This window comes from Pseudacidovorax sp. RU35E (assembly GCF_900156165.1).
Taxonomy (GTDB): Bacteria; Pseudomonadota; Gammaproteobacteria; order Burkholderiales; family Burkholderiaceae_C; genus Xenophilus.
Genome location: NZ_FTMY01000009.1, coordinates 240,234 through 260,986 on the forward strand (window position 1 = coordinate 240,234; position 20,753 = coordinate 260,986).

Here is a 20,753-nt window from a genome sequence, read left to right on the forward strand (position 1 = left end):
CGGTGGCCCGCACGGGCCCGCACCGGGCCAGAAGGGGCCGGTGCCGTCGGCGGTGCTTCTCTTGCCCGACCGCTCTGGAGCAACGACGCATGGCCTTGAACGACGCATCCACCCTACCCGCCAACGAGGCGCTGACCCCGCTGCCCGACGATCGCCGCGCCTTCGGCTGGCACGACCACCTGTCGCTGTGGTTCAGCCTGGGCGTGGGCCTCCTGGTGATGCAGGTGGGCGCCTTCCTGGTGCCGGCGGTTGGCACGCGCGATGCCGTGGTGGCCATCGTTGTCGGCTCGCTGATCGGCGCCGGCCTGCTGGCCTGGACGGCGAGGTTGGGTTGCCAGACAGGGCTAGCAAGCGCTGGCCTGATGCATTCGGCCTACGGCAGCGTGTTCGCGCGACTGCCGGTGGTGCTCAACATCGTGCAGCTGGTCGGCTGGACCACCTTCGAGCTGGTCATCATGCGCGAGGGCACCCAGGCCATCGCCAAACAGGCCTTCGGCCTGTCGCTGGATTCCGTGGGTGGCGCGCTGGCCGCCACGCTGCTGTGGGGCGCCGTGCTGCTGGCGCTGCTGTCGGGTTCGATGGTGTCGCTGGTGCGCCGCTTCGTCAGCCGCTTCGGTCTGCCGCTGGTGGTGCTGTCGCTGATCTGGCTGACCTGGCAGTTCGCCGGCAAGCTGCAGGCGCAGGGCTTCGAGGCCTTCTGGCAGCGCCAGGGCGACGGCAGCATGGGCCTGTTCAGCGCCATGGACCTGGTAATCGCCATGCCCGTCTCCTGGCTGCCGCTGGTGGCCGACTATGCGCGCCACGGCCTGCGCGCCAAGCCGGGCAAGCCAGGCAGCGCCTTCACCGGCACCTGGATCGGCTATGCCGTGGCCAACCTCTGGTGCTATGCCCTGGGCGTGATGGTGGCCAGCACGGCCGCGCCGGACACCACGCTCGTGATGGCGCTGTTGCTCGCGCAAGGCGGCCTGGTGGCGTTGGGCCTGATCCTCATCGACGAACTGGACAACGCCTACGGTGACGTCTATTCGGGTTCCGTCTCCATGCACAGCCTGCGTCCGCGCTGGAGCGTGCGCCGCTGGGGGCTGCTGATCGCGCTGGTCTGCGTGGCCCTGGCGCTGGTGCTGCCCATGCACGCGCTTGAGCCCTTCCTGCTGATGCTGAGTTCGGTGTTCGTGCCGCTCTATGGCGTGATCCTGGGCCGGCTGGGTGGTGGGGGTGTGCCGCTGCCGGCTGGTCGGAAGGTGGACCTGAGCGCCGCCCTGCTCTGGATCGGCGGCATTGCCGTCTATCACGGCTGTGCGGCGTGGGCGCCGCAGTGGGGCTCGGCCCTGCCAGCGCTGTTGCTGACCTTCGTGCTGGCCCGGCTGACGCGGCCTACAGCGGCAGGCGCACCGTCGCCTGCGGTGCGAAGCCATGGTTGAGCGGGCCGTGGCCTTCGCCCACCTTCACGGTCACGGCTGCCTCCATGGCGCCGCGCACGTAGTCACGGGCATGGGCCACCGCCTCGGGCAGCGGCTTGCCCAGCGCCAGCCCGCAGGCGATGGCCGAGGACAGCGTGCAGCCCGTGCCGTGCAGGTTGCGGCTCTGAATGCGGGGCGCGGCAAAGCGGTGGCGCTCGCCATCGGCCAGGGCCAGCAGGTCCACGACCTCATCGCCCGGCAGGTGGCCACCCTTGAGCAGAACGCCTCGTGCCCCCTGCGCCAACAGCTCCGCCGCGGCGCCTTCCAGCGCATCGGCATCGGCGATGGCATGGCCCACCAGCAGCGCCGCCTCGTCCAGGTTGGGCGTGATCAGCACCGCACGCGGGAAGAGTTCGGCCACCAGCCGCGCCACCGTCTCGGCGGCGATCAGCCGGTCGCCGCTGGTAGCGACCATGACCGGGTCGAGCACCACGTTGGGCAGACGGTAATGGTCGATGGCCCAGGCCACCACCTCCACCACCTCGGGCGCGTGCAGCATGCCCAGCTTGACGGCATCGACGCCGATGTCCTCGATCACGGCCTGCAGCTGGGCCTTGAGGAAGGCGGGCGGCACGGCATGGATGCCGCTCACGCCGCGGGTGTTCTGCGCGGTGAGGGCCGTGATGGCGCTCATGCCGTAGCAGCCCAGCGCGGCGAAGGTCTTGAGGTCGGCCTGGATGCCGGCGCCGCCACCGCTGTCGGAGCCGGCGATGGTGAGCACGCGCGCGTAGCGCTGGGTGGGAAGGGTCATGGGGCGGAAATTATGCGTGCAGCAGTGAACGAGGCGGTTCGATGACGGACACCACGATGGACTTCGACAAGGCCTGGGTGTTGGGCGGCGGCCTGATGGGCCGGCTGATGGCACTCAGCCTCGCCCGCGCCGGTTGCGCGGTGGAACTGCACGAGGCGCAGGGCCCCGACGCCCAGGGCGCCGCCGCACGCGTGGCGGCGGCCATGCTGGCGCCGCTGGCCGAGTCGGCCGTCGCGCCGCTGTCGGTGGTGCGCATGGGCGAGTACGCCCTCGGCCGCTGGCCGCAGTTGCTGGCCGGACTGCCGGCACCGGTGTTCTTCCAGCAGGCCGGCACGCTGGTCGTCTGGCACCGGCAGGACGCCGCAGACGCGGGCCGCCTGGGCCGCACCCTGGTCCACAACCAGGCGCAGCAGCCCTCGCTGGCGGCGCCGCAGTCGCTGGACGCAACGGCCCTGGCCGATGCCGAACCCGCCCTGGCCGGCCGCTTCATGCAGGGCCTGCTGCTGCCGGGCGAGGGCCAGCTCGACAACCGCCAGCTGCTGGCCGCGCTGCAGCAGGCGCTGGAGGCGCACCCGCAGGTGCGCCTGCACTGGCACAGCGCCCGCAGCCCGCAGGACCTGTCTCCCGGCCCGCGCGAGCGCGTCATCGACTGCCGCGGCCTGGGCGCGCATGCCCAGTGGCCGGCCGTGCGCGGCGTGCGCGGCGAAGTCGCCCGCATCCATGCGCCCGAGGTCACGCTGCAGCGGCCCACACGCCTGGTGCATCCGCGCTACCCCATCTACATCGCGCCCAAGCAGGACCACCTGTTCGTCATCGGCGCGACCGAGATCGAATCGGACGACATGTCGCCGCCCAGCGTGCGCTCGGTGCTGGAGCTGCTGTCGGCCGCCTACACCGTGCACAGCGGCTTTGCCGAGGCGCGCATCGTCGAGATCGCCGCCCAGTGCCGCCCTACCCTGCCCGACAACCTGCCCGCGCTGCGCTGGCTGGGCGAACGGGTGCTGCAGATCAACGGCCTCTACCGCCACGGCTTCATGATCGCGCCGGCCATGCTCGACGCCGCCATGCAGAGCCTGCAGCACCGCGAATCGCCGCTGGCCGACCAATTGCAGATCGGCATCGAACACCTCCCCGCCCGATGATGAACATCCTGCTCAACGGCGAGCCGCGCGAGCTGCCTTCCGGCGCCACGCTGGCCGACGCCATCGCCCTGCTCGACCCCGCCCCGCCCTTCGCGGCCGCCGTCAACCGCGACTTCGTGCCCCGCTCGGCCTATGCCGGGCGCGCCCTGCAGACCGGCGACGAGGTCGAGGTGATCCGCCCCGTCACCGGCGGCTGAACCCCACGCAAGGAGACCCTGCCATGACCACCCCCGAATCCGCCGACGCGCTGGTGCTCTACGGCCAGCGCTTCCAGAGCCGGCTGCTGCTGGGCACCGCCCGCTATCCCTCGCCCGACGTGCTCGAGGCCGCCGTGCAGCGCGCCCGGCCCGCCATGCTCACCGCCTCGCTGCGCCGCCAGAGCGCGGCGCCCGGCGGCGCCAAGGCCGACAACGGCTTCTGGGAACTGCTGCGCCGGCTCGACGTACCGGTGCTGCCCAACACCGCCGGCTGCCACAGCGTGCAGGAGGCCATCGCCACCGCCCACATGGCGCGCGAGCTGTTCGAGACGCCCTGGATCAAGCTGGAGCTGATCGGCGACGACTACACCCTGCAGCCCGACACGCTGCAACTGGTGGGCGCGGCCGAGCGGCTGATCAAGGACGGCTTCCAGGTGCTGCCTTACTGCACCGAGGACCTGGTGCTGTGCCAGCGCCTGGTCGATGTCGGCTGCCAGGCCGTGATGCCCTGGGCCGCGCCCATCGGCACAGGCCGCGGGCCGGTCAACCCCTATGCCATGCAGGTGCTGCGCGAGCGGCTGACGGTGCCCATGCTGGTCGATGCCGGCCTGGGCCTGCCCTCGCATGCCTGCCAAGTGCTGGAGTGGGGCTACGACGGCGTGCTGCTGAATACCGCCGTCGCCCTGGCGCAGGAACCGGTGGCCATGGCCGGCGCCTTCGCCGACGCGGTGGCCGCGGGGCGCGCTGCGTTCCGGGCAGGTGCAATGGGAGCGCAGGATGCGGCGCAACCGAGTACGCCAGTGCTGGGCACGCCCTTCTGGCACCACGCCCAGAACGGTGGCTGAGCCTGCAGCGGCCGTGCCTGCCGCCGTGCGCCGCCGCCCATAAGAACACGGAGCCATCCATGAACGCCCAAGAGATCCAGACCGCCATCCTCGCCGCCCACCGTGACCGCTTCGACAGACACCCACCGGTAGCGGTCGGCCCTTTCCACGACGAAGACCCGGCCTACCGGGGCGCCAAGGCCGCCTGCGCCGCGCTGGGCTTCATCGAGGTGGATGCCGAATGCCTGGGCCGTGCCTGGCAGGCGATGACCCGGCGCCTGGGCCGCTTCGACGCCAGCGCCTGGCCCGATGCGCCGGCCGACTTCGGGCTGCGCGAATTTCCGCCGCAGGCGCGCGCCGATGCCTTCGCGCCCTGCCCTGTGGCGCTCGGCCTTTATGCCGTACTGCCCGACGCCGAATGGGTCGGCCGTGCGGCGCGGGCCGGCATCCCGACGGTGCAGCTGCGCTTCAAGTCCGACGACGACGCCGCCGTCGCCCGCGAGATCGACGCCGCCATCGCCGCCGTGCAGGGCACCGACGCCCTGCTCTTCATCAACGACCACTGGCGGCAGGCCATCGCGGCCGGCGCCTATGGCGTGCACCTGGGCCAGGAAGACTTGGACGCGCTGACGGCGGACGAGGTCCAGGAACTGCGCACCTCAGGGCTGCGGCTGGGCGTCAGTACCCACGGCTATGCCGAGATGGTGCGGGCCGATGCCGTGAGTCCCAGCTACCTCGCGCTGGGCGCCGTGTTCCCGACCACGCTCAAGAAGATGGCGACGGCGCCGCAGGGCCTGGCGCGCCTGCATGACTACGCGCGTCTGATGCGTGGCTATCCGCTGGTCGCCATCGGCGGCATCGACGCCGCACGGCTGCCCCAGGCGCTGGCCAGTGGCGTGGGGAGCATCGCCGTGGTGCGGGCCTTCGTCGGGGCCGACGATCCCGAGGCCACGGCCCGCATGCTGATGGCCAAGATGCACGAAGCGCCCCAGGCCTGAGCCTGGAGCGCTCCTGTCGGCCGCCCTGCTGCGGCCCTGGACATTGCTGCACGGCGGCAAGCGCTGCCGCCACCGCGTGGTGCCGGCCTCAGACGATCGGGTCGTCGTCGAAGGAACCCCCGTCGAAGCCCGACCAATCGCCGCCGGCGTCGTCGGCCAACTGGCGCGTGTCGCCACCGCCGCTGCTGCCGCGGTCCTCGTAGAAATTCTGGGTGACGTTCTCGATCACCTCGGGCGTGCCGACGCCGCCGCCCAGGCCCAGGAAGCCGCCCCCACCCCCGCCGCCGCGGTTGCCCATCAGGTGCTCGATGCCATTGAACAGGAACATCCCGCCGGCCACCCCGGCCGCGGCACTGGCGGCCTGGCCCAGGAAGCTCGGGCCGCTGCTCGGGGCCGGCGCTGCCGCGGGCGCGGCGCCGAAGAGGCGTTCGCGCCATCCGGGTGCCGCAGCGGGTGCGGCGGCCGGCGCACCGGGGGCATAGCCCGAGGGCGCGCCGCGGTAGGCAGACCGGCCCGGGTTGTAGGCATCCGGATCGGCCGTGTCGCGCCCGAAGCCGGGCTCCAGACCGCGCTGCAGGAAGGCGGCGCCGCCCGGGTCGGCCGGCGCGGCGGCGCGTTGCGCCAACTGGCGCTGGGCGTCCTGCAGCGCGTGTTCCAGCAGCAGCGTGCGCTGGGTCAGCAGGTACAGCGCATCGGGCTGGCCAGCCAGGCGTTCGCGGATCAGCGCGTCGGCCTGGGGGTCCTTCTGCACGCCGTGCACCGCGGCCAGTCGCTGCAGCAGGTCTTCGAGCATGGACAGTTCTTGGGGTGTCATGGTTCGGTCGTCCTTCCTCGGCCCAGCATGGGCCTTGCGTGGATGGGACTCCAACGCGCCAAGGGGCGTTCCCGGCCGACCATGGGCTTTAAGTCCGGCCTAAGGATGCCCTTCACGACTGCGCGCGAGTCGTGAAGAGCGTCCTTGAGGAAGCCGTTTGCCGCCCGGCCGGCAGTCGCTCAGCCCTGCCGCCGCAGGCGCCGGTAGACGGCGTTGCGCGACAGACCGAGGGCCCGGGCCACCGCGGAGACGTTGCCGCCGTGCGTGGCCATGGCCTTCGCCAGTGCGGCCTGCTCGAGCGCATCGAGGGTGTCAGCGGCTGCAACGGCGGGGGCCGACGTGCACTCCGCGAAGGAGCCGCCGGCCGTGTGGCTTGCCGGGGCAATGTGGACGTGGTCGCCGCTTTCGGCCTGCAGGTCGTCCATGAAATCCTCCGGAAGATGCTCCGGCAGGATCTGCGCCTCGCCGCGTGCCATCAGCGCCGCGGTGCGCAGCACGCTGGCCAGCTGGCGCAGGTTGCCCGGCCAGGCATGGCGGCGCAGCAGCGCCAGGGTCTGCGGCGCCAGCGGCGGTGCGTCGGCCAGGCCGGCCTCGGACTGCTGGGTCTGCAGAAGCCGCTGCACCACCACGGCCATATCGCTGCGCTCGCGCAGCGGCGGCAGGCGGGCGACCAGGCCATTGAGCCGCCAGTACAGGTCGTCGCGAAAGCGCCCCTCGGCCATCATGGTGCGCAGGTTGCGATGCGTGGCGCAGACCACGGCCACGTCCACCGGCACCTGCCGGCCGCTGCCCAGCGGCGCCACACTGCGCTCCTGGAGCACGCGCAGCAGCCGGGCCTGCATCGCCAGCGGCATGTCGCCGATCTCATCGAGGAAGAGCGTCCCGCCGTTCGCCTGGAGGATCCGGCCCGGGTTGCCCTTGCGCCGCGCGCCGGTGAAGGCGCCTTCCTCGTAGCCAAAGAGCTCGGACTCGATCAGCGTCTCGGGGATGGCGGCGCAGTTGACGGCGACGAAGGGCCCGTTGCGCCGCGGTGAATCGTGGTGGATGGCGCGGGCCAGCCATTCCTTGCCGGTGCCGGTCTCGCCCAGGATGAGCACCGGCACGTCCTGCCCCAGCACCTTGCCCACGCGGGCCAGCACCTGCGCCAGCTGGGCGTCGCCCGTGTCCAGGTAGCGCAGGCCCGAGAAGCGCGGGCCGCCGGAATGGCGGGCCCGCTCGGCCACCGGCGTGGCCGGGGCCGTTTCGGGCGGCATGGCCAGGCTGGCGGTCCGGGGCTGCCACTCCACCCGCGCCGACACCGCCACGCCGCCGGGCAGGTGCAGGCGCATCAGCGCAGCCGGGCCCTGGCGGGCCTGCGCCAGGGCCTGGGACACGGGCAGGCCGAAGAGCGAGCCGAAGGTGTGGGCCTCCAGCGCCGCCGTCGACAGACCCAGCTGGAACTGTGCGCTGCGGTTGGCGGCCAGGAAGCGGCCGTCGGGCGTGAAGGCGGCCAGGCCCTCCATGAGCGTGCCGAGGAATTCCGGCCGGGCATGGAAGCGCAGGCGCAGCGCGTCTTCGTAGACCTGGTCGAACAGGTGGTTCTCGACCATCTGCGAGGACATGCGCACCAGCGCCAGGGTGTGGGCGCTGCGGGTGCGCTCGTCGCCGCTGACGTCCAGCGCACCCAGCACATTGCCGCGCGGATCGAGGATGGGGGCGCACGAGCAGGTGAGGAAGTGATTCGCCTGCAGGTAATGTTGGCTGCCGTTGACCTGCACCGCCTGCTGCAGGGCCAGCGCCGTGCCGATGGCATTGGTGCCACGACAGCGTTCGGACCAGGCCGCGCCCGGCTTGAGCGCCACGCGGTCGGCCCGACCCAGGAAATCGTCATCGCCCAACGCATGCAGGATCACGCCGTCCGCATCGGTGAGCAGCATCAGGCTCTGGGTGCCGGCGATCTGGGCGTAGAGCGTCTCCATCACCGGTCGGGCATGGTCGAACAGCAGCGCGTTGCGGCCCATGGCCTCGGCCAGGTCGGTGGCGGCCAGCGGCGCCAGGTCTGCACGCTCGTGGCTGCGCAGGCCGAAGTCGGCGCTGCGGGCGTGCGACGCCAGGATGGCGTCGGGCGCCGCCAGGGGCAGTCCAGCGCCGGCCGCGGGCGTGGGGCGATACAGGGCGTTGTGCATGGCGTGTTGTCTCCTGCCAGCGCGGCTGCGTGGCCGCACGGCTCGAGCGCCTTTTAGCACCGTTGGCTGTTGCGAACCTTGCGCGAGCGCAGGGCGGCGTATTACCGGTGCCCACCGCGCAGCGCCACCCGTGAGCGCGGATGACGCGCCACCCTGGCCGACGGCGTGCGCCGCTCGATCTGCCGCCCTCAGGCCACCCGGGCGTCCGGCGGCACCAGCAATCCGGCCAGCCGCTCCAGCGTCGGCCCGATCGGCGCCTCCACCTTGAGCGACAGCAGGCTGTCCGCCCGGGTCAGGCCCAGGTTGAGCGCCGCCACCGGCAGGCGGCGCTCCGCCGCGCGCTGCACGAAGCGGAAACCCGAATACACCATCAGCGAGGAGCCAACGACCAGCATGCCGTCCGCCGCTTCCAGCGCCGTGTACGCCGCCTCCACGCGGGGCCGAGGCACGCTCTCGCCGAAGAAGACCACGTCGGGCTTGAGCAGACCACCGCAGACGGGACAGTTCGGGACGTTGAAGCCCGAGAAGTCGCGCAGCTCCAGGTCTGCATCGCCGTCGGGCGCGGCCCGGGCATCCAGCGCGGCCCAGTCGGGGTTGAGGCGCAGCAGCTCGGCCTGGAAGTCGGCGCGCGGCAGGCGATGCTCGCAGGCCATGCAGCGCACGGTGTCGATGCGGCCATGCAGGTCGATGACGTTGCGGCTGCCCGCCGCCTGGTGCAGGCCGTCGACGTTCTGGGTCAGCAGCATGGCGATGCGGCCCTGCGACTCCAGCGCGGCCAGGGCATGGTGCGCCGGCCCCGGTTGCGCATGCCCCATGGTGCGCCAGCCGATCATGCTGCGCGCCCAGTAACGCTTGCGGGTGCTCTCCTCGCCCAGGAAGGCCTGGAAGGTGACCGGCGGCGGCCGCTTCCAGTTGCCTTGTGCGTCCCGGTAATCCGGAATGCCGGACTCGGTGCTCACGCCTGCGCCGGTCAGCACGAAGAGGCGCGGATGGCGCTCGGCAAAGGCCAGGAGGTCGGTGTCGGTGGTCATCGGCGCGGGAGCATAGCGGCGGCGCCGATGTCGCGCCGAGCCTTTGCTCCCTCTCCCCTCGTGGGAGAGGGTTGGGGAGAGGGGCGGCGGCGGTCAGGCGCAGCGCTCCTTGCGGGCAGCTCCCTCTCCCCAACCCCTCTCCCACAGGGGGAGAGGGGCTTTTGATCACTGCGCGCCGGGCGCGTCGCCGAAGCGGTAGCTGGAGACCGTCAGGCCCCCCATGAAGCCGTTCTCGTAGTACACGCGGTGCGCCGTCTCCTGCTCGGCGGCGCCGACGGCCACCATCAGCGGGATCAGGTGTTCCTCGCGCGGATGGGCGATGCGGGCGGCGGGCGCCGATTCCCAGCCGATCAGGCCCTGGGCGCGGGCGGCCGGGTCGCCCTGCGCCAGCGTCTGGCCCAGCCAGTCGTCGAAGGCGCGCGACGGGGCCTGCGCCTGGGGGCCGAAGGCGCGCAGGTTGTGGTAGCTCAGCCCGCTGCCGACAATGACCACGTCCTCGTCGCGCAGCGGCGCCAGCGCGCGGCCCAGCGCCAGGTGCTCGGCCGGGTCCAGGCCCTGGCGCAGCGAAAGCTGGATCACCGGCACGTCCGCATCCGGGTAGATCGCCTTCATCGGCGAGAACATGCCGTGGTCGTAGCCGCGTTCGGCGTCGATGCCCACCGGCAGGCCGGCCGCCTCGACAAGCGCCTGCACGCGCTGCGCCAGCGCCGGATCGCCGGGGGCGTCGTAGCGCACCTGGTAGGTGTGGGCCGGAAAGCCGCCGTAGTCGTACACCATGGACGGATGCGGATTGGCCTGAACCGTGAAACGCGGGCGCTCCCAGTGGGCGGAGATCATCAGGATGGCGCGCGGCTTGCGGCCGATCTGCCGCGGCATGTCGGCGAGCGCAGCCTCCAGGCGGGCATAGGCGTCCCCCATCTCCGCTTTCATCCAGGGCCAAGGACCGCCCCCGTGGGAGATGAAGTAGGTAGGCAGGCGTGGGCTGTTGATCGTGCTCATGGCGAAAGGCTCCTGAATCGTGTTGGGATCGACTTTAGACCTTTCGCCGGCCGCAATCGATGGCCGCACAATCAAGGTTCAGTTTCATTCCACGCAATCAAGACATGGACCGCCTCACCAGCCTGCGGCTCTTCCGGGAGGTCGTCGAGTCGGGCAGCTTCGCCCGCGCGGCCGAGGCCATGGGCCTCTCGGCGCCCATGGCCAGCCGGCACATCGCCCAGCTGGAACGCAGCCTCGGCGCGCGGCTGCTGCACCGCTCCAGCCGGCACCTGAGCCTGACCGACGCCGGCCGCAGCTGGTACGAGCAGAGCAGCCGCGCCCTCGACCTGCTCGACAGCGCCGAGGCCGCGCTGGTGGCCGATACCGACGCCACGCCGCGCGGGCGCCTGAAGGTGAGCGCGCCGGTGTGGTTCGGCACCCCGCGCATGGCCCGGCTGCTGGCCGACTACCACGCCCAGTGCCCCGAGGTCCTGGTCGACCTGCACCTGGCCAACCGGCGGGTGGACCTGGTGGCGGATGGCTTCGACCTCGCGCTGCGCGCCACGCAGGAGCCGGCTGCCGCGCTCATCGCGCGGCCACTGTGCAAGGTCGACTTCCACATCGTGGCCGCGCCCGCCTACCTGGCCGCCCGCGGCACGCCTGCAACACCCGAGGACCTGGCGGGCTTGGGCGCCATCGTGCCGAGCTATGTCCAGCTCGAGGGCCGGGTTCTGCGCGCCGCCGACGGGCGTCAGGCCATGCTTCGGCTCACGCCCGTGATGCGCTCGGACGACACCCACCTCACCCGCCATGCGGTGCATGCCGGCCTGGGGATCGCCTACCTGCCGGCGTGGCTGGTCGACGACGACCTCGCCGAGGGGCGGCTGGTGGAACTGCTGCCCGAATGGCGCACACCGGCCACGACGCTGTTCGCCGTGTATGCGAGTCGGCAGCACATGGCGCCGGCGCTGCGCAGCTTCATCGACTTCCTGGCCGCCGAGCTCGGGCCGGCTGCCTGAATCGTGCCGGGCGGTCCGCCTTCAGCGCCGCCGCCACGGCCGACACGCCGAGCGCCGGCAACGCCGACGCTGAAGCGCACCCGTCCTACAGGCCCACGCTGGCGCGAGGCGCAACTTGCAGTCGTGCCAGGTCGAGCACCCCGCGGGAAAAACGGGATCGGCGACACAGGCGCAGTCTTCCGTGCATTGCGAAGGGGATGCCCGCCGCGAAGCCAGCAGGCCTGCCGATCCTGACGCCATTCCCCGCGGACGATCACCGGCACACGAGGGGCGCCCTGCTGGGGCGCCCCTTCTTTTTGGCCGCTGCCGATCAGCACCATCGGCACCGCCGCTCTCTTCCGCAAAGCCCTGCTCGTCGTGCCGTTGCCGCACCGCCGGTACAGTGCCGGGCCTCGTCCAGGAGACACCCCGCTTGCCCTTCCGCTTCTTCGAGAAACTGCTTCAGCCCTATCCGGCCAACGAGCCCTCGCCCCCGCCCAAGGGCTTCTTCGCCTTCCTCTGGTTCACCACGGAGGGCGTACGCGGCAAGGTGGCCGCGCTGGCCTTCCTCACAGCCATCATGTCGGCGTTCGAGGCGCTGCTCTTCGGCATGCTCGGCCGGCTGGTGGACTGGCTGTCTGGCATCTCGCCCGCGCAACTGTGGGCCGAGCGCGGCGGCGCCCTCACCTGGCTGGCCGTCGCCCTGGCGGCCAGCGTGCTGGTGGTGGCGCTGCAGACCATCGTCAAGCACCAGGTGCTGGCCATCAACCTGCCGATGCGGCTGCGCTGGAACTTCCACCGGTTGATGCTGGGCCAGAGCATGTCCTTCTACCAGGACGAGTTCGCCGGCCGCATCACCACCAAGGTGATGCAGACCGCGCTGGCGGTGCGCGACACGCTGTTCGTGATGGCCGATGTGCTGGTGACCATGGCCACCTACGTGGCCACCATCGTGGTGCTGGCCGGGGTGTTCGCGGGTGGACTGATCTGGCCCTTCGTCGTCTGGCTGGTGCTGTACCTGCTGGCCATGGCGTACTTCGTGCCGCGGTTGGGCCGCATCGGCAAGGCGCAGGCGGATGCGCGCTCGGCCATGGTCGGTCGCATCACCGACGCCTACACCAACATCGCCACCGTCAAGCTCTTCTCCCACACCCGACGTGAGGCCCAGTTCGCCCGCGCCGCCATGCAGGACTTCGTCAAGACCGGCTACACGCAGATGCGGCTGGTGAGCGCCTTCGAGATCGTCAACCATGCCCTGTCGATGCTGCTGGTCGGGGGCATGGCCGGCGTGGGCCTGTGGATGTGGAGCCGTGGCGCGGTGGGCGTGGGTGCGGTGGCCGCCGCCACCGCCATGGCCCTGCGTCTGCAGGGCATGTCGCACTGGATCATGTGGGAGACCACCAGCCTGTTCGAGGCCGTCGGCACCGTGCAGGACGGCATCAACACCCTGAGTCGCCAACGCACCGTGGTGGACGCGGCCGAAGCGAAGCCCCTGGTGGTCGAGCGCGGCGAGGTGCGCTTCGAGAACGTGAAGTTCAGCTACCGCCCGCCCCTGCTGCCCGGTGTGACGGCCCCCGCCGTGCAGGGCCGCACGGTGATCGACGGCCTGAACCTCACCGTGCGGCCGGGCGAGAAGATCGGCCTGGTCGGCCGCTCCGGCGCGGGCAAGTCCACGCTGGTGAACCTGCTGCTGCGCTTTCATGACCTGGAAGGCGGCCGAGTGTTGATCGACGGGCAGGACATCGCCCACGTCACGCAGGATTCGCTTCGCGCCCACATCGGCATGGTCACGCAGGACACCAGTCTGTTGCACCGCTCGCTGTTCGACAACATCGCCTACGGCCGGCCCGATGCGACCGAGGCCGAGGTGCGCGCCGCCGCCGAGCGGGCCGAGGCCTCCAACTTCGTCGACACGCTCACCGACCCCCAGGGCCGCCACGGACTGGCGGCGCACGTGGGCGAGCGCGGCGTCAAGCTCAGCGGCGGCCAGCGCCAGCGCATCGCCATCGCGCGGGTGATGCTCAAGAACGCGCCGATCCTGCTGCTGGACGAAGCCACCAGCGCCCTCGATTCCGAGGTGGAGGCCGCCATCCAGCAGAGCCTGAACCGGCTGATGGAAGGCAAGACGGTGATCGCCATCGCCCACCGGCTGTCGACCATCGCGGCCATGGACCGGCTGATCGTCCTCGATGCCGGCCGCGTGGTGGAGGAAGGCTCGCACCGCGAGCTGCTCGCCCGCGGCGGGCTGTATGCCCGACTGTGGGCGCACCAGAGCGGCGGTTTCCTGGGCGAGGACGTGGACGAACCCGAGGCCGCGGCCCATTGAAGTGCTGTCGCGGGGATCGCCCTATGGTCCAATCGTGGGTTCGCGGCCTGCGCCGCAACCGATACGACGACGCTTCCTTCCGACGCACATGAGCACCATCCTGCAATCCCTCCCCACCGGCCAGAAGGTCGGCATCGCCTTCTCCGGCGGCCTGGACACCAGCGCCGCCCTGCTGTGGATGAAGAAGAAGGGCGCCCAGCCCTATGCGTACACCGCCAACCTGGGCCAGCCCGACGAGCCCGACTACGACGAGATCCCGCGCAAGGCCCTGGCCTACGGCGCCGAGAAAGCCCGCCTGGTGGACTGCCGCCAGCAGCTGGTGGCCGAGGGCATCGCCGCCCTGCAGGCCAACGCCTTCCACATCTCCACCGGCGGCGTCACCTACTTCAACACCACCCCGTTGGGCCGCGCCGTGACCGGCACCATGCTGGTGGCCGCCATGAAGGAAGACGACGTCAACATCTGGGGCGACGGCTCGACCTTCAAGGGCAACGACATCGAGCGCTTCTACCGCTACGGCCTGCTGACCAACCCGGGCCTGAAGATCTACAAGCCCTGGCTGGACCAGACCTTCATCGACGAGCTGGGCGGCCGCAAGGAAATGAGCGAGTTCCTCATCGCCAACGGCTTCGACTACAAGATGTCGGTCGAGAAGGCCTACAGCACCGACTCCAACATGCTGGGCGCCACGCACGAGGCCAAAGACCTGGAGCTGCTGTCCAGCGGCATCCGCATCGTCAACCCGATCATGGGCGTGGCCTTCTGGAAGCCCGAGGTCGAGGTCAAGGCCGAAGAGGTGCGCGTGCGCTTCGAGGAAGGCCGCCCGGTCGCCCTCAACGGCAAGACCTACGACGACCTGGTCGCCCTGATGGAAGAGGCCAACCGCATCGGCGGCCGCCACGGCCTGGGCATGAGCGACCAGATCGAGAACCGCATCATCGAAGCCAAGAGCCGCGGCATCTACGAGGCTCCCGGCATGGCGCTGCTGCACATCGCCTACGAGCGGCTGGTGACGGGCATCCACAACGAGGACACCATCGAGCAGTACCGCGTCAACGGCCTCAAGCTGGGCCGCCTGCTCTACCAGGGCCGCTGGTTCGACCCGCAGGCCATCATGCTGCGCGAGACCGCCCAGCGCTGGGTGGCCCGCGCCATCACCGGCGAGGTGACGCTGGAACTGCGCCGCGGCAACGACTACTCGCTCCTGAACACCGAGTCGCCCAACCTGACCTACGCGCCCGAGCGCCTGTCGATGGAGAAGGTGGAAGACGCGCCCTTCTCTCCCGCCGACCGCATCGGCCAGCTGACCATGCGCAACCTCGACATCGTCGACACCCGCGCCAAGCTGGCCACCTACGTTCAGGCCGGCCTGCTGGCCAAGCCCGAGGGCACCGAGCTGCCGCAGATCAGGGACGACAGCAAGCGCTGATCGGCGGATGGGGCTTCTGTGGGCCTCAGCAAGACAAAAGCGGCCTCGTGGGGCCGCTTTTTTTCATGGGTGCGCCACAGGCGTCGGTGCCGCTCAGGCGGCGTCGGCTTCCAGCCGGTAGCCGATTCCGCGCAGGGTGCGCACGCCGACACCGCTGTCCACCAGCCGCTTGCGAAGGCGCGAGACGAAGGCCTCCAGCGCGTTGTCGCTGAGCGGGCCGTCCGTTTCCTCGGCGAGCTTGCGGGCCAGTTCGCGCTTGGCCAGCACTTGGCCGGGCGGGCTCATCAGGGCCCAGAGCAGGCCGAACTCACGCGCAGGCAGATCGAGCGGCTCGCCGTCGATGCGAAAGCGCCGGGCGCGGCGGTCCAGCTGCAGGCGGCCGACGGCCACCACGTCCTTCGCCCCTTCGGCACGGCGCACCAGGGCGCGCAGACGCGCTTCGAGTTCGCCCGGATCGAAGGGCTTGCCCAGGTAGTCGTCGGCGCCGGAGTCCAGGCCGATCACGCGCTCGTCGGTGCGGTTGCGCGCCGTGAGCACCATGACGGGCGTGCGGTCCCCGCGGGCCCGGGCGCGGCGCAAGGCCAGCAGACCACTGCCCAGGCCGCTGTCGGGGCGGGTGTTCTCGGGCAGGTTGAGGTCGAGCAGCACGGCGTCGAAGCGGCCGCCGGACCATTGCGCGTCGGCCTCTTCCACCGTGGCGGCCAGCGCCACCGCATGGCCCGCGTCGCCCAGGCTGCGGCACATCACGCCACTGAGCACGGCATCGTCTTCGACCAGCAGGATTTGCATGGCGAGGGAGGCTATCAGTGGACCGGGACCCAGGCAAATGAGCGGTCAGCCGACCGTCAGACGCTGGCCGCCGGGGACAATGCGGCCGATGTTCCGCCTCTGCTGCGCTGCCGGCCCCTGACCCGGCGCTCCCACTCTTGAGCACGCAACCTTCATCTCTTTCCTTCGACGACGCACTGGTGACCGAAGCGATCCGGCGCATCGAATCCGACGGTCCGCTCGAAGACCAGTCCGTGCTGCGGCAACTGGCGCAGACACCGGAGCCGGCCCCGTGGCCTTCGGTGAGACGTGCCCGTCTGCTGGCCGAGCGCCTGGGCCTGCCGGCGCGCGTGGCGCGCGCCCGCGACCTGGCCCCGCTGGTGCTGATCGGCCTGGCCGCGCTGATGGTGCTGGCTGGACTGGGGCTGGCGGGGGCGGTGGTGGATGCGCAGGAGCGCCGGATCAACGTCATCGCATCGCTGGCCGGGCTGCTCGGCCTGCATGGCCTGTCGCTGCTGGTATGGGTGGGGGCGCTGCTGTTGCCAGGGCACGGCCGGGCCGGTGCACTGGCCGGCCGGCTGTGGCTGACGCTCACGGCGCGCACGGCCCTCGGGCGCGGACGCGAGGGCGCGGCGCTGCTGCAGGCCGGCGCGCAGTTGCTGGAGCGCGCGCGTCTGCTGCCCTGGCTGCTGGGGCTGGCCAGCCATCTGCTCTGGACACTGAGCTTCTGCGTTGCCGTCGCGGCCCTGCTGGCCGCCTTGGCGCTGAGGCGCTACACGCTGGGGTGGGAAACCACGCTGCTCGACCCCGCCCAGTTTGCACGGGCCATCGACGCGCTCGCCTGGTTGCCCGGCCGGCTCGGCTTCCCGGTTCCCGATGCGGCATTGGTCCGTGCCGCGGGCGATCCGGCCTCGACGCCTGGTCCCGCCGGCCAGGCGGTGCTGGCGTGGTGGCTGGTGGGCTGCGTGCTGGTCTATGGTCTGCTCCCGCGGCTGCTGTGCGCAACGGCGTGCGTCGCCGTCTGGGCCCTCCGCCGGCACCGGCTGCAGCCCGATTTCGCCCTGCCGTATTACCGGCAGTTGCAGGCACGGCTGGACGCGCTGGCGCCCGCTCGGGTGGTCGACGCCGAGCATGCGCAGGGCCAAGCTGGCAGCCTGCCGCAGCCCGCCAGCGATGCGCATGGCGCGCCGGTGCTGCTGGCCTTCGAGTTGCCGCCCGAGCGGCCCTGGCCACCGGTCGATGTACCGGCCGGCATCCGCACCTGGGCCTGCGATGGCAGCGCTGCAGGCCGTGATGCGGCCGTGCGGCAGGTGGCGGCGTGGCGACCGGGGCGGCTGGTGGTGGCCTGCCAGGCCGCCGCCAGCCCCGACCGGGGCACCGAGCGCCTGCTGCGCGAGTTGCTGCCGCTTGCGGGCGCCCTGCACCTGGGGCTGGTCGACGCCGACCAGGCCAGCGATGCCGAACGTGCCCGCTGGCCCCGATGGCTGCAGGACGCCGGGCTGGCAGCGACCGTGTCCTTCCATGGGCAGTGGCAGGCAGGCTTTGCGACGCCGTCGGCCGAGGTGCAGGAGACGACCCCGTGACCGCAGTCACTCCCGGGCGCAGGACCGAGCCGACTGCACCAGCGGCTGGCAGCGATGCGGCGCCACTGCGCATCGCGGTGGTGGGCCACACCAACGCCGGCAAGACCTCGCTGCTGCGCACGCTCACGCGCCGCGTGGACTTCGGCGAAGTCTCCGACCGGCCAGGCACCACCCGCCACGTGGAACAGATCGACCTGCGCATCGACGGCGAACCGGCCGTGCGCTTCTACGACACGCCGGGGCTTGAGGATGCCGTCACGTTGTGGGCGCATGTTGCCCGTCTGCCGGGCGACAGCCGGCCGGCGCGCGTGCGTGCCTTCCTGCAGGGGCCGGAGGCCCAGGCCGCCTTCGAGCAGGAGGCCAAGGTGCTGCGCCTGCTGCTCGACGCCGACGCGGCTTTCCTGGTGATCGACACACGCGAGCCGGTGCTGCCCAAATACCGCGACGAGGTGGAGTTGCTGGGCGCCTGCGCGCGACCGGTGCTGCCCGTGCTCAACTTCATTGCCCACGGCGCCAGCCGCGAGCCGCAATGGCGCGCCATGCTGTCCGATGCCGGCCTGCACGCGGTGGTCCGCTTTGACGCGGCCGCCCCCTTTACCGGCGCCGAGCGGGACCTCTATCAGGACCTGGGCACCCTGCTGCCCGAACGCCGCGAGACGCTGCGCGGCGTCGCGGCCCATCTCCAGGCCGAGGCCACCGCCCGCAGGGCCGCGGCCTGCCAGGCGGTGGCAGGCGCGCTGGTGGCGGCCGCCGCACTGCGCCGCACCGTGGCCACGGCACAGCTGATCGGTCCGCAGCGCCGCGCGGGCGAAGTCCGGGCGCTTCGCACCACCTTGGAGGACGACGTCCGCGCCGGCACCGCGGCGCTGCTGCGGCTGTACGGATTCCGTCCGGACGATGCCGCGGAGCCGCCACTGCCCGCGCTGGAGGGCCTTGCAGAACTGGACCTGTTCAACCCCGAAATGTTGCGTCAGGCCGGGCTGCGCCTGGGCCAGGGCGCGGCCGTCGGTGCCGCGCTGGGCGCGGCGGCCGACCTCGCCGTGGGCGGGCTGTCGCTGGGGGCGGGCGCGCTGATAGGCGGCACCGTGGGCGGTGCCCTTGCGCAAGGCCTGGGTCCCCTGGGACGGCGCCTGGCGGGCCGGCTGCGCGGTCAGCAGGATCTGACCGTGGAGGAAGCGGTGCTCTATCTCCTGGCCGAGCGGCAGATCGCATTGGTTGCTGCGCTGGAAGGGCGTGGGCATGGCGCCGTCGGCAAGGTGGCCGCTGAGCCGACGCAGACCGCGCGCACCAGCGACGAGGCAGACGCGCTGCGCGCTGCGGTGCGGGCTACCCACGCAGCGCGGGCACATCCGGAATGGCGGCCCTCTGGGGCACGCCGAGGTGCATGGCCCGCGGCACGCGACGCCGTGGTGGATCGTGTGGCGGCACATCTGGAGCGCGCACTCGGTGCGGGCTTCGCCGGCCGCTGAGCCGCCCTGGGACCCGGGCGCCGCTCCGAATTCCCTCACAACGAGGACGGGCTTCCTACAGCCAGGCCCTGGCCCGTCCGACGGCGCGCGGCTGCCATGCCGGCCGACACTGCAGCCATCGCAATTCGAGGAGCCCCTCCGTGAACACCATCATCTACATCGTCGGTCTGGTCGTCGTCATCGCCGCAGTCCTCTCCTTCTTCGGCCTGCGCTGACCCATTCAATGCGGGCGTCGCCTGCGACGCCTTCATTGAACGACCCGGTGCGCCGACACTGCGGCATGATCGGCGGATGACCTCCGCCGGTGCCGCTGATTCCTCTTACCCCCTTCCCCCCTCTCCTGCTGCGCCTGCGGCGAAGCCACTGCTGATCGTCAAGACGGGCAGCACTTTCGAGGCGCTTCGCGCCCAGCAAGGCGACTTCGACGACTGGATTGCCCGTGGCCTGGGTCCACACGCCTTACCGGTCCTTGTCGTCGACCGGCGCACCGGCGCGCCCTTGCCCGAACCCTCCGAGCTTCGCGGCATCGTCATCACCGGGTCCCACGAAATGGTGTCGCACCGTGCCGAATGGAGCGAGCGCACGGCTGCATGGCTGGCCCGCTGCGTCGAGTCCGGCGTGCCCGTGCTGGGCATCTGCTATGGCCATCAGTTGCTCGCCCACGCCTTGGGTGGCGAGGTGGACTTCCACCCGGGCGGCCTTGAAATCGGTACCGTCCCGCTCGAACTCGCGCCGGCTGCACGCGACGATCCACTCTTCGCCGGACTGCCCCAGCGCTTTGCCGTCAATGTCATCCACCGGCAGAGCGCCCTGCGATTGCCGCCTGGCGCCGTGCCTCTGGCCACGAATGCACATGAACCTCACCACGCCTTCCGCGTGGGCCGCTGTGCCTGGGGCGTGCAGTTCCATCCGGAGTTCGACGCGAACGCGATGCGCGGCTACGTCCAGGCGCACGCGGCCCAACTCGACGATGCTGCCGCCATCGAGGATCGGGTGCGGTCCACGCCCGAAGCAGCGAGCCTGTTGCAACGTTTTGGGCAGCTCACCGCGCACCGAAACGGCCAGCAGACTACATGGATGACGCCGGGTGGCCGTTAAGGTCCGGACGTCATCCCGCCTTGTTCCAGGAGCGAACGCACCATGTCCACGCCCTCTTCCCCGATCGCCGCACCCGGGCGTTCCCGCCACTTCTCGATGATCCGCGGCTTCCATCTGGCCGACTTCTTCACCCTTGGCAATGCGGCATGCGGCGTCGGGCTGGTGTTGCTGGCCATGGCCTACGTGGCGAGCGGCGACGTACGGCATTTCTATGCCGCAGCGGTGCTCGCGCCGGCTGCCTTCGTGCTCGACATCTTCGACGGCCGCATCGCCCGCTGGCGGCAGACCCATTCCGCACTGGGCCGCGAGCTGGACTCGCTGGCCGACGTGATCTCCTTCGGCGTGGCCCCGGCCGCGCTGGGCTTTGCGGCGGGCCTGCGCGGCGGCTGGGACGCGATCGTGCTGCTGTACTTCGTGTGCTGCGGCGTGAGCCGGTTGGCTCGATACAACGTGACGGCGGAGTCGCTGTCCGAGGGGGGCGACAAGGTCCGCTATTTCGAGGGCACGCCCATTCCCACCAGCGTGGTGCTGGTCGGCCTGCTGGCCTGGGCGGCGGCGCAGGGCCGGCTGGGCGATGCGATGTGGGGCGGCGGCTGGCAGATCGGGCCGTGGATGCTGCACGGCTTTACCCTGCTGTATGCCGTCTCTGGCACCCTGATGATCAGCAAGACGCTGCGTATTCCCAAGTTCTGAAAGTGATGGCGCCGCGCATCGGCGGCGGC

18 protein-coding genes are annotated in these 20,753 nt (G+C 71.3%); 12 read left to right on the forward strand and 6 right to left on the reverse strand.

The annotated features are described in order from the left end of the window. The first annotated feature begins 89 nt into the window (after positions 1–89). The gene (locus tag BXA03_RS17795) at positions 90–1,421 is read left to right on the forward strand and encodes a purine-cytosine permease family protein (protein ID WP_076510266.1); all 1,332 of its coding nucleotides are present in this window, start codon (positions 90–92) and stop codon (positions 1,419–1,421) included. Here the strand turns inward: BXA03_RS17795 and thiD are convergent. Then, a complete protein-coding gene (gene thiD / locus BXA03_RS17800; protein WP_076510268.1) occupies positions 1,375–2,211 on the reverse strand; it encodes a bifunctional hydroxymethylpyrimidine kinase/phosphomethylpyrimidine kinase in 837 nt (278 codons plus the stop codon). The genes BXA03_RS17795 and thiD overlap by 47 nt on opposite strands. A 41-nt stretch (positions 2,212–2,252) precedes the next feature. On the opposite strand from thiD, the gene BXA03_RS17805 reads away from it, so the two are divergent. The 4 genes from BXA03_RS17805 to BXA03_RS17820 are packed head-to-tail and all read left to right on the forward strand — an operon-like array spanning position 2,253 to position 5,372. Next, on the forward strand, positions 2,253–3,353 hold the full coding sequence (locus tag BXA03_RS17805; RefSeq protein WP_076510270.1) for an FAD-dependent oxidoreductase: 1,101 nt from the start codon (positions 2,253–2,255) through the stop codon (positions 3,351–3,353). Continuing rightward, positions 3,350–3,550, forward strand: a complete 201-nt coding sequence (gene thiS, locus BXA03_RS17810) for a sulfur carrier protein ThiS (protein ID WP_369822444.1) — start codon at positions 3,350–3,352, stop codon at positions 3,548–3,550. The genes BXA03_RS17805 and thiS overlap by 4 nt, the downstream gene beginning before the upstream one ends. A gap of 23 nt (positions 3,551–3,573) precedes the next feature. Next, positions 3,574–4,395, forward strand: coding sequence for a thiazole synthase (locus BXA03_RS17815; RefSeq protein WP_076510274.1), 822 nt, complete (start codon positions 3,574–3,576; stop codon positions 4,393–4,395). A 59-nt stretch (positions 4,396–4,454) separates the two neighbouring features. Beyond that, positions 4,455–5,372: a thiamine phosphate synthase gene (locus tag BXA03_RS17820; protein WP_076510276.1), complete on the forward strand. Its 918-nt coding sequence runs from the start codon at positions 4,455–4,457 to the stop codon at positions 5,370–5,372. Between the two features lie 88 nt (positions 5,373–5,460). On the opposite strand, the gene BXA03_RS17825 is transcribed toward BXA03_RS17820, so the two are convergent. The 4 genes from BXA03_RS17825 to BXA03_RS17840 form a co-directional block, all read right to left on the reverse strand. After that, positions 5,461–6,186 carry a DUF2076 family protein gene (locus BXA03_RS17825; RefSeq protein ID WP_076510278.1) on the reverse strand — a complete coding sequence of 242 codons (726 nt, stop codon included), beginning with the start codon at positions 6,184–6,186 and terminating at the stop codon, positions 5,461–5,463. A gap of 179 nt (positions 6,187–6,365) precedes the next feature. Continuing rightward, positions 6,366–8,351 (reverse strand): sigma-54-dependent Fis family transcriptional regulator, encoded by a 1,986-nt coding sequence (locus BXA03_RS17830; protein WP_076510281.1) that lies wholly within the window; start codon positions 8,349–8,351, stop codon positions 6,366–6,368. A 188-nt stretch (positions 8,352–8,539) separates the two neighbouring features. Continuing rightward, positions 8,540–9,382, reverse strand: coding sequence for an NAD-dependent protein deacetylase (locus BXA03_RS17835; protein WP_076510283.1), 843 nt, complete (start codon positions 9,380–9,382; stop codon positions 8,540–8,542). Positions 9,383–9,547: 165 nt separating this feature from the next. Next, on the reverse strand, positions 9,548–10,381 hold the full coding sequence (locus BXA03_RS17840) for a DODA-type extradiol aromatic ring-opening family dioxygenase (protein WP_076510285.1): 834 nt from the start codon (positions 10,379–10,381) through the stop codon (positions 9,548–9,550). Positions 10,382–10,485: 104 nt separating this feature from the next. Here BXA03_RS17840 and BXA03_RS17845 point away from each other — a divergent pair, with 104 nt between their 5' ends. From BXA03_RS17845 to argG, 3 genes are all read left to right on the forward strand, one after another. Beyond that, positions 10,486–11,379 carry a LysR family transcriptional regulator gene (locus BXA03_RS17845; protein WP_076510287.1) on the forward strand — a complete coding sequence of 298 codons (894 nt, stop codon included), beginning with the start codon at positions 10,486–10,488 and terminating at the stop codon, positions 11,377–11,379. A gap of 412 nt (positions 11,380–11,791) precedes the next feature. After that, entirely contained in the window at positions 11,792–13,684 is a 1,893-nt protein-coding gene (locus BXA03_RS17850) for an ABC transporter ATP-binding protein (protein ID WP_076510289.1), read from the forward strand. Between the two features lie 88 nt (positions 13,685–13,772). Further along, positions 13,773–15,113 (forward strand): argininosuccinate synthase, encoded by a 1,341-nt coding sequence (gene argG / locus BXA03_RS17855; RefSeq protein WP_076510291.1) that lies wholly within the window; start codon positions 13,773–13,775, stop codon positions 15,111–15,113. A gap of 93 nt (positions 15,114–15,206) precedes the next feature. Here the strand turns inward: argG and BXA03_RS17860 are convergent, their stop codons facing one another. Beyond that, positions 15,207–15,902 carry a response regulator transcription factor gene (locus tag BXA03_RS17860; RefSeq protein WP_076510293.1) on the reverse strand — a complete coding sequence of 232 codons (696 nt, stop codon included), beginning with the start codon at positions 15,900–15,902 and terminating at the stop codon, positions 15,207–15,209. 137 nt (positions 15,903–16,039) lie between these two features. On the opposite strand from BXA03_RS17860, the gene BXA03_RS17865 reads away from it, so the two are divergent. The 4 genes from BXA03_RS17865 (at position 16,040) to BXA03_RS17880 (ending at position 20,724) form a co-directional block, all read left to right on the forward strand. Continuing rightward, positions 16,040–17,464: a DUF2868 domain-containing protein gene (locus tag BXA03_RS17865; protein ID WP_083716157.1), complete on the forward strand. Its 1,425-nt coding sequence runs from the start codon at positions 16,040–16,042 to the stop codon at positions 17,462–17,464. Further along, positions 17,461–18,933 (forward strand): GTPase/DUF3482 domain-containing protein, encoded by a 1,473-nt coding sequence (locus BXA03_RS17870; RefSeq protein WP_234983728.1) that lies wholly within the window; start codon positions 17,461–17,463, stop codon positions 18,931–18,933. Before BXA03_RS17865 ends, BXA03_RS17870 begins: the two co-directional genes overlap by 4 nt. Before the next feature lie 291 nt (positions 18,934–19,224). Beyond that, the gene (locus BXA03_RS17875; protein WP_076510297.1) at positions 19,225–20,031 is read left to right on the forward strand and encodes a glutamine amidotransferase; all 807 of its coding nucleotides are present in this window, start codon (positions 19,225–19,227) and stop codon (positions 20,029–20,031) included. A gap of 42 nt (positions 20,032–20,073) precedes the next feature. Beyond that, complete coding sequence (locus BXA03_RS17880) at positions 20,074–20,724, forward strand: CDP-alcohol phosphatidyltransferase family protein (protein ID WP_076510299.1); 651 nt, start codon at positions 20,074–20,076, stop codon at positions 20,722–20,724. Positions 20,725–20,753: the final 29 nt, after the last annotated feature.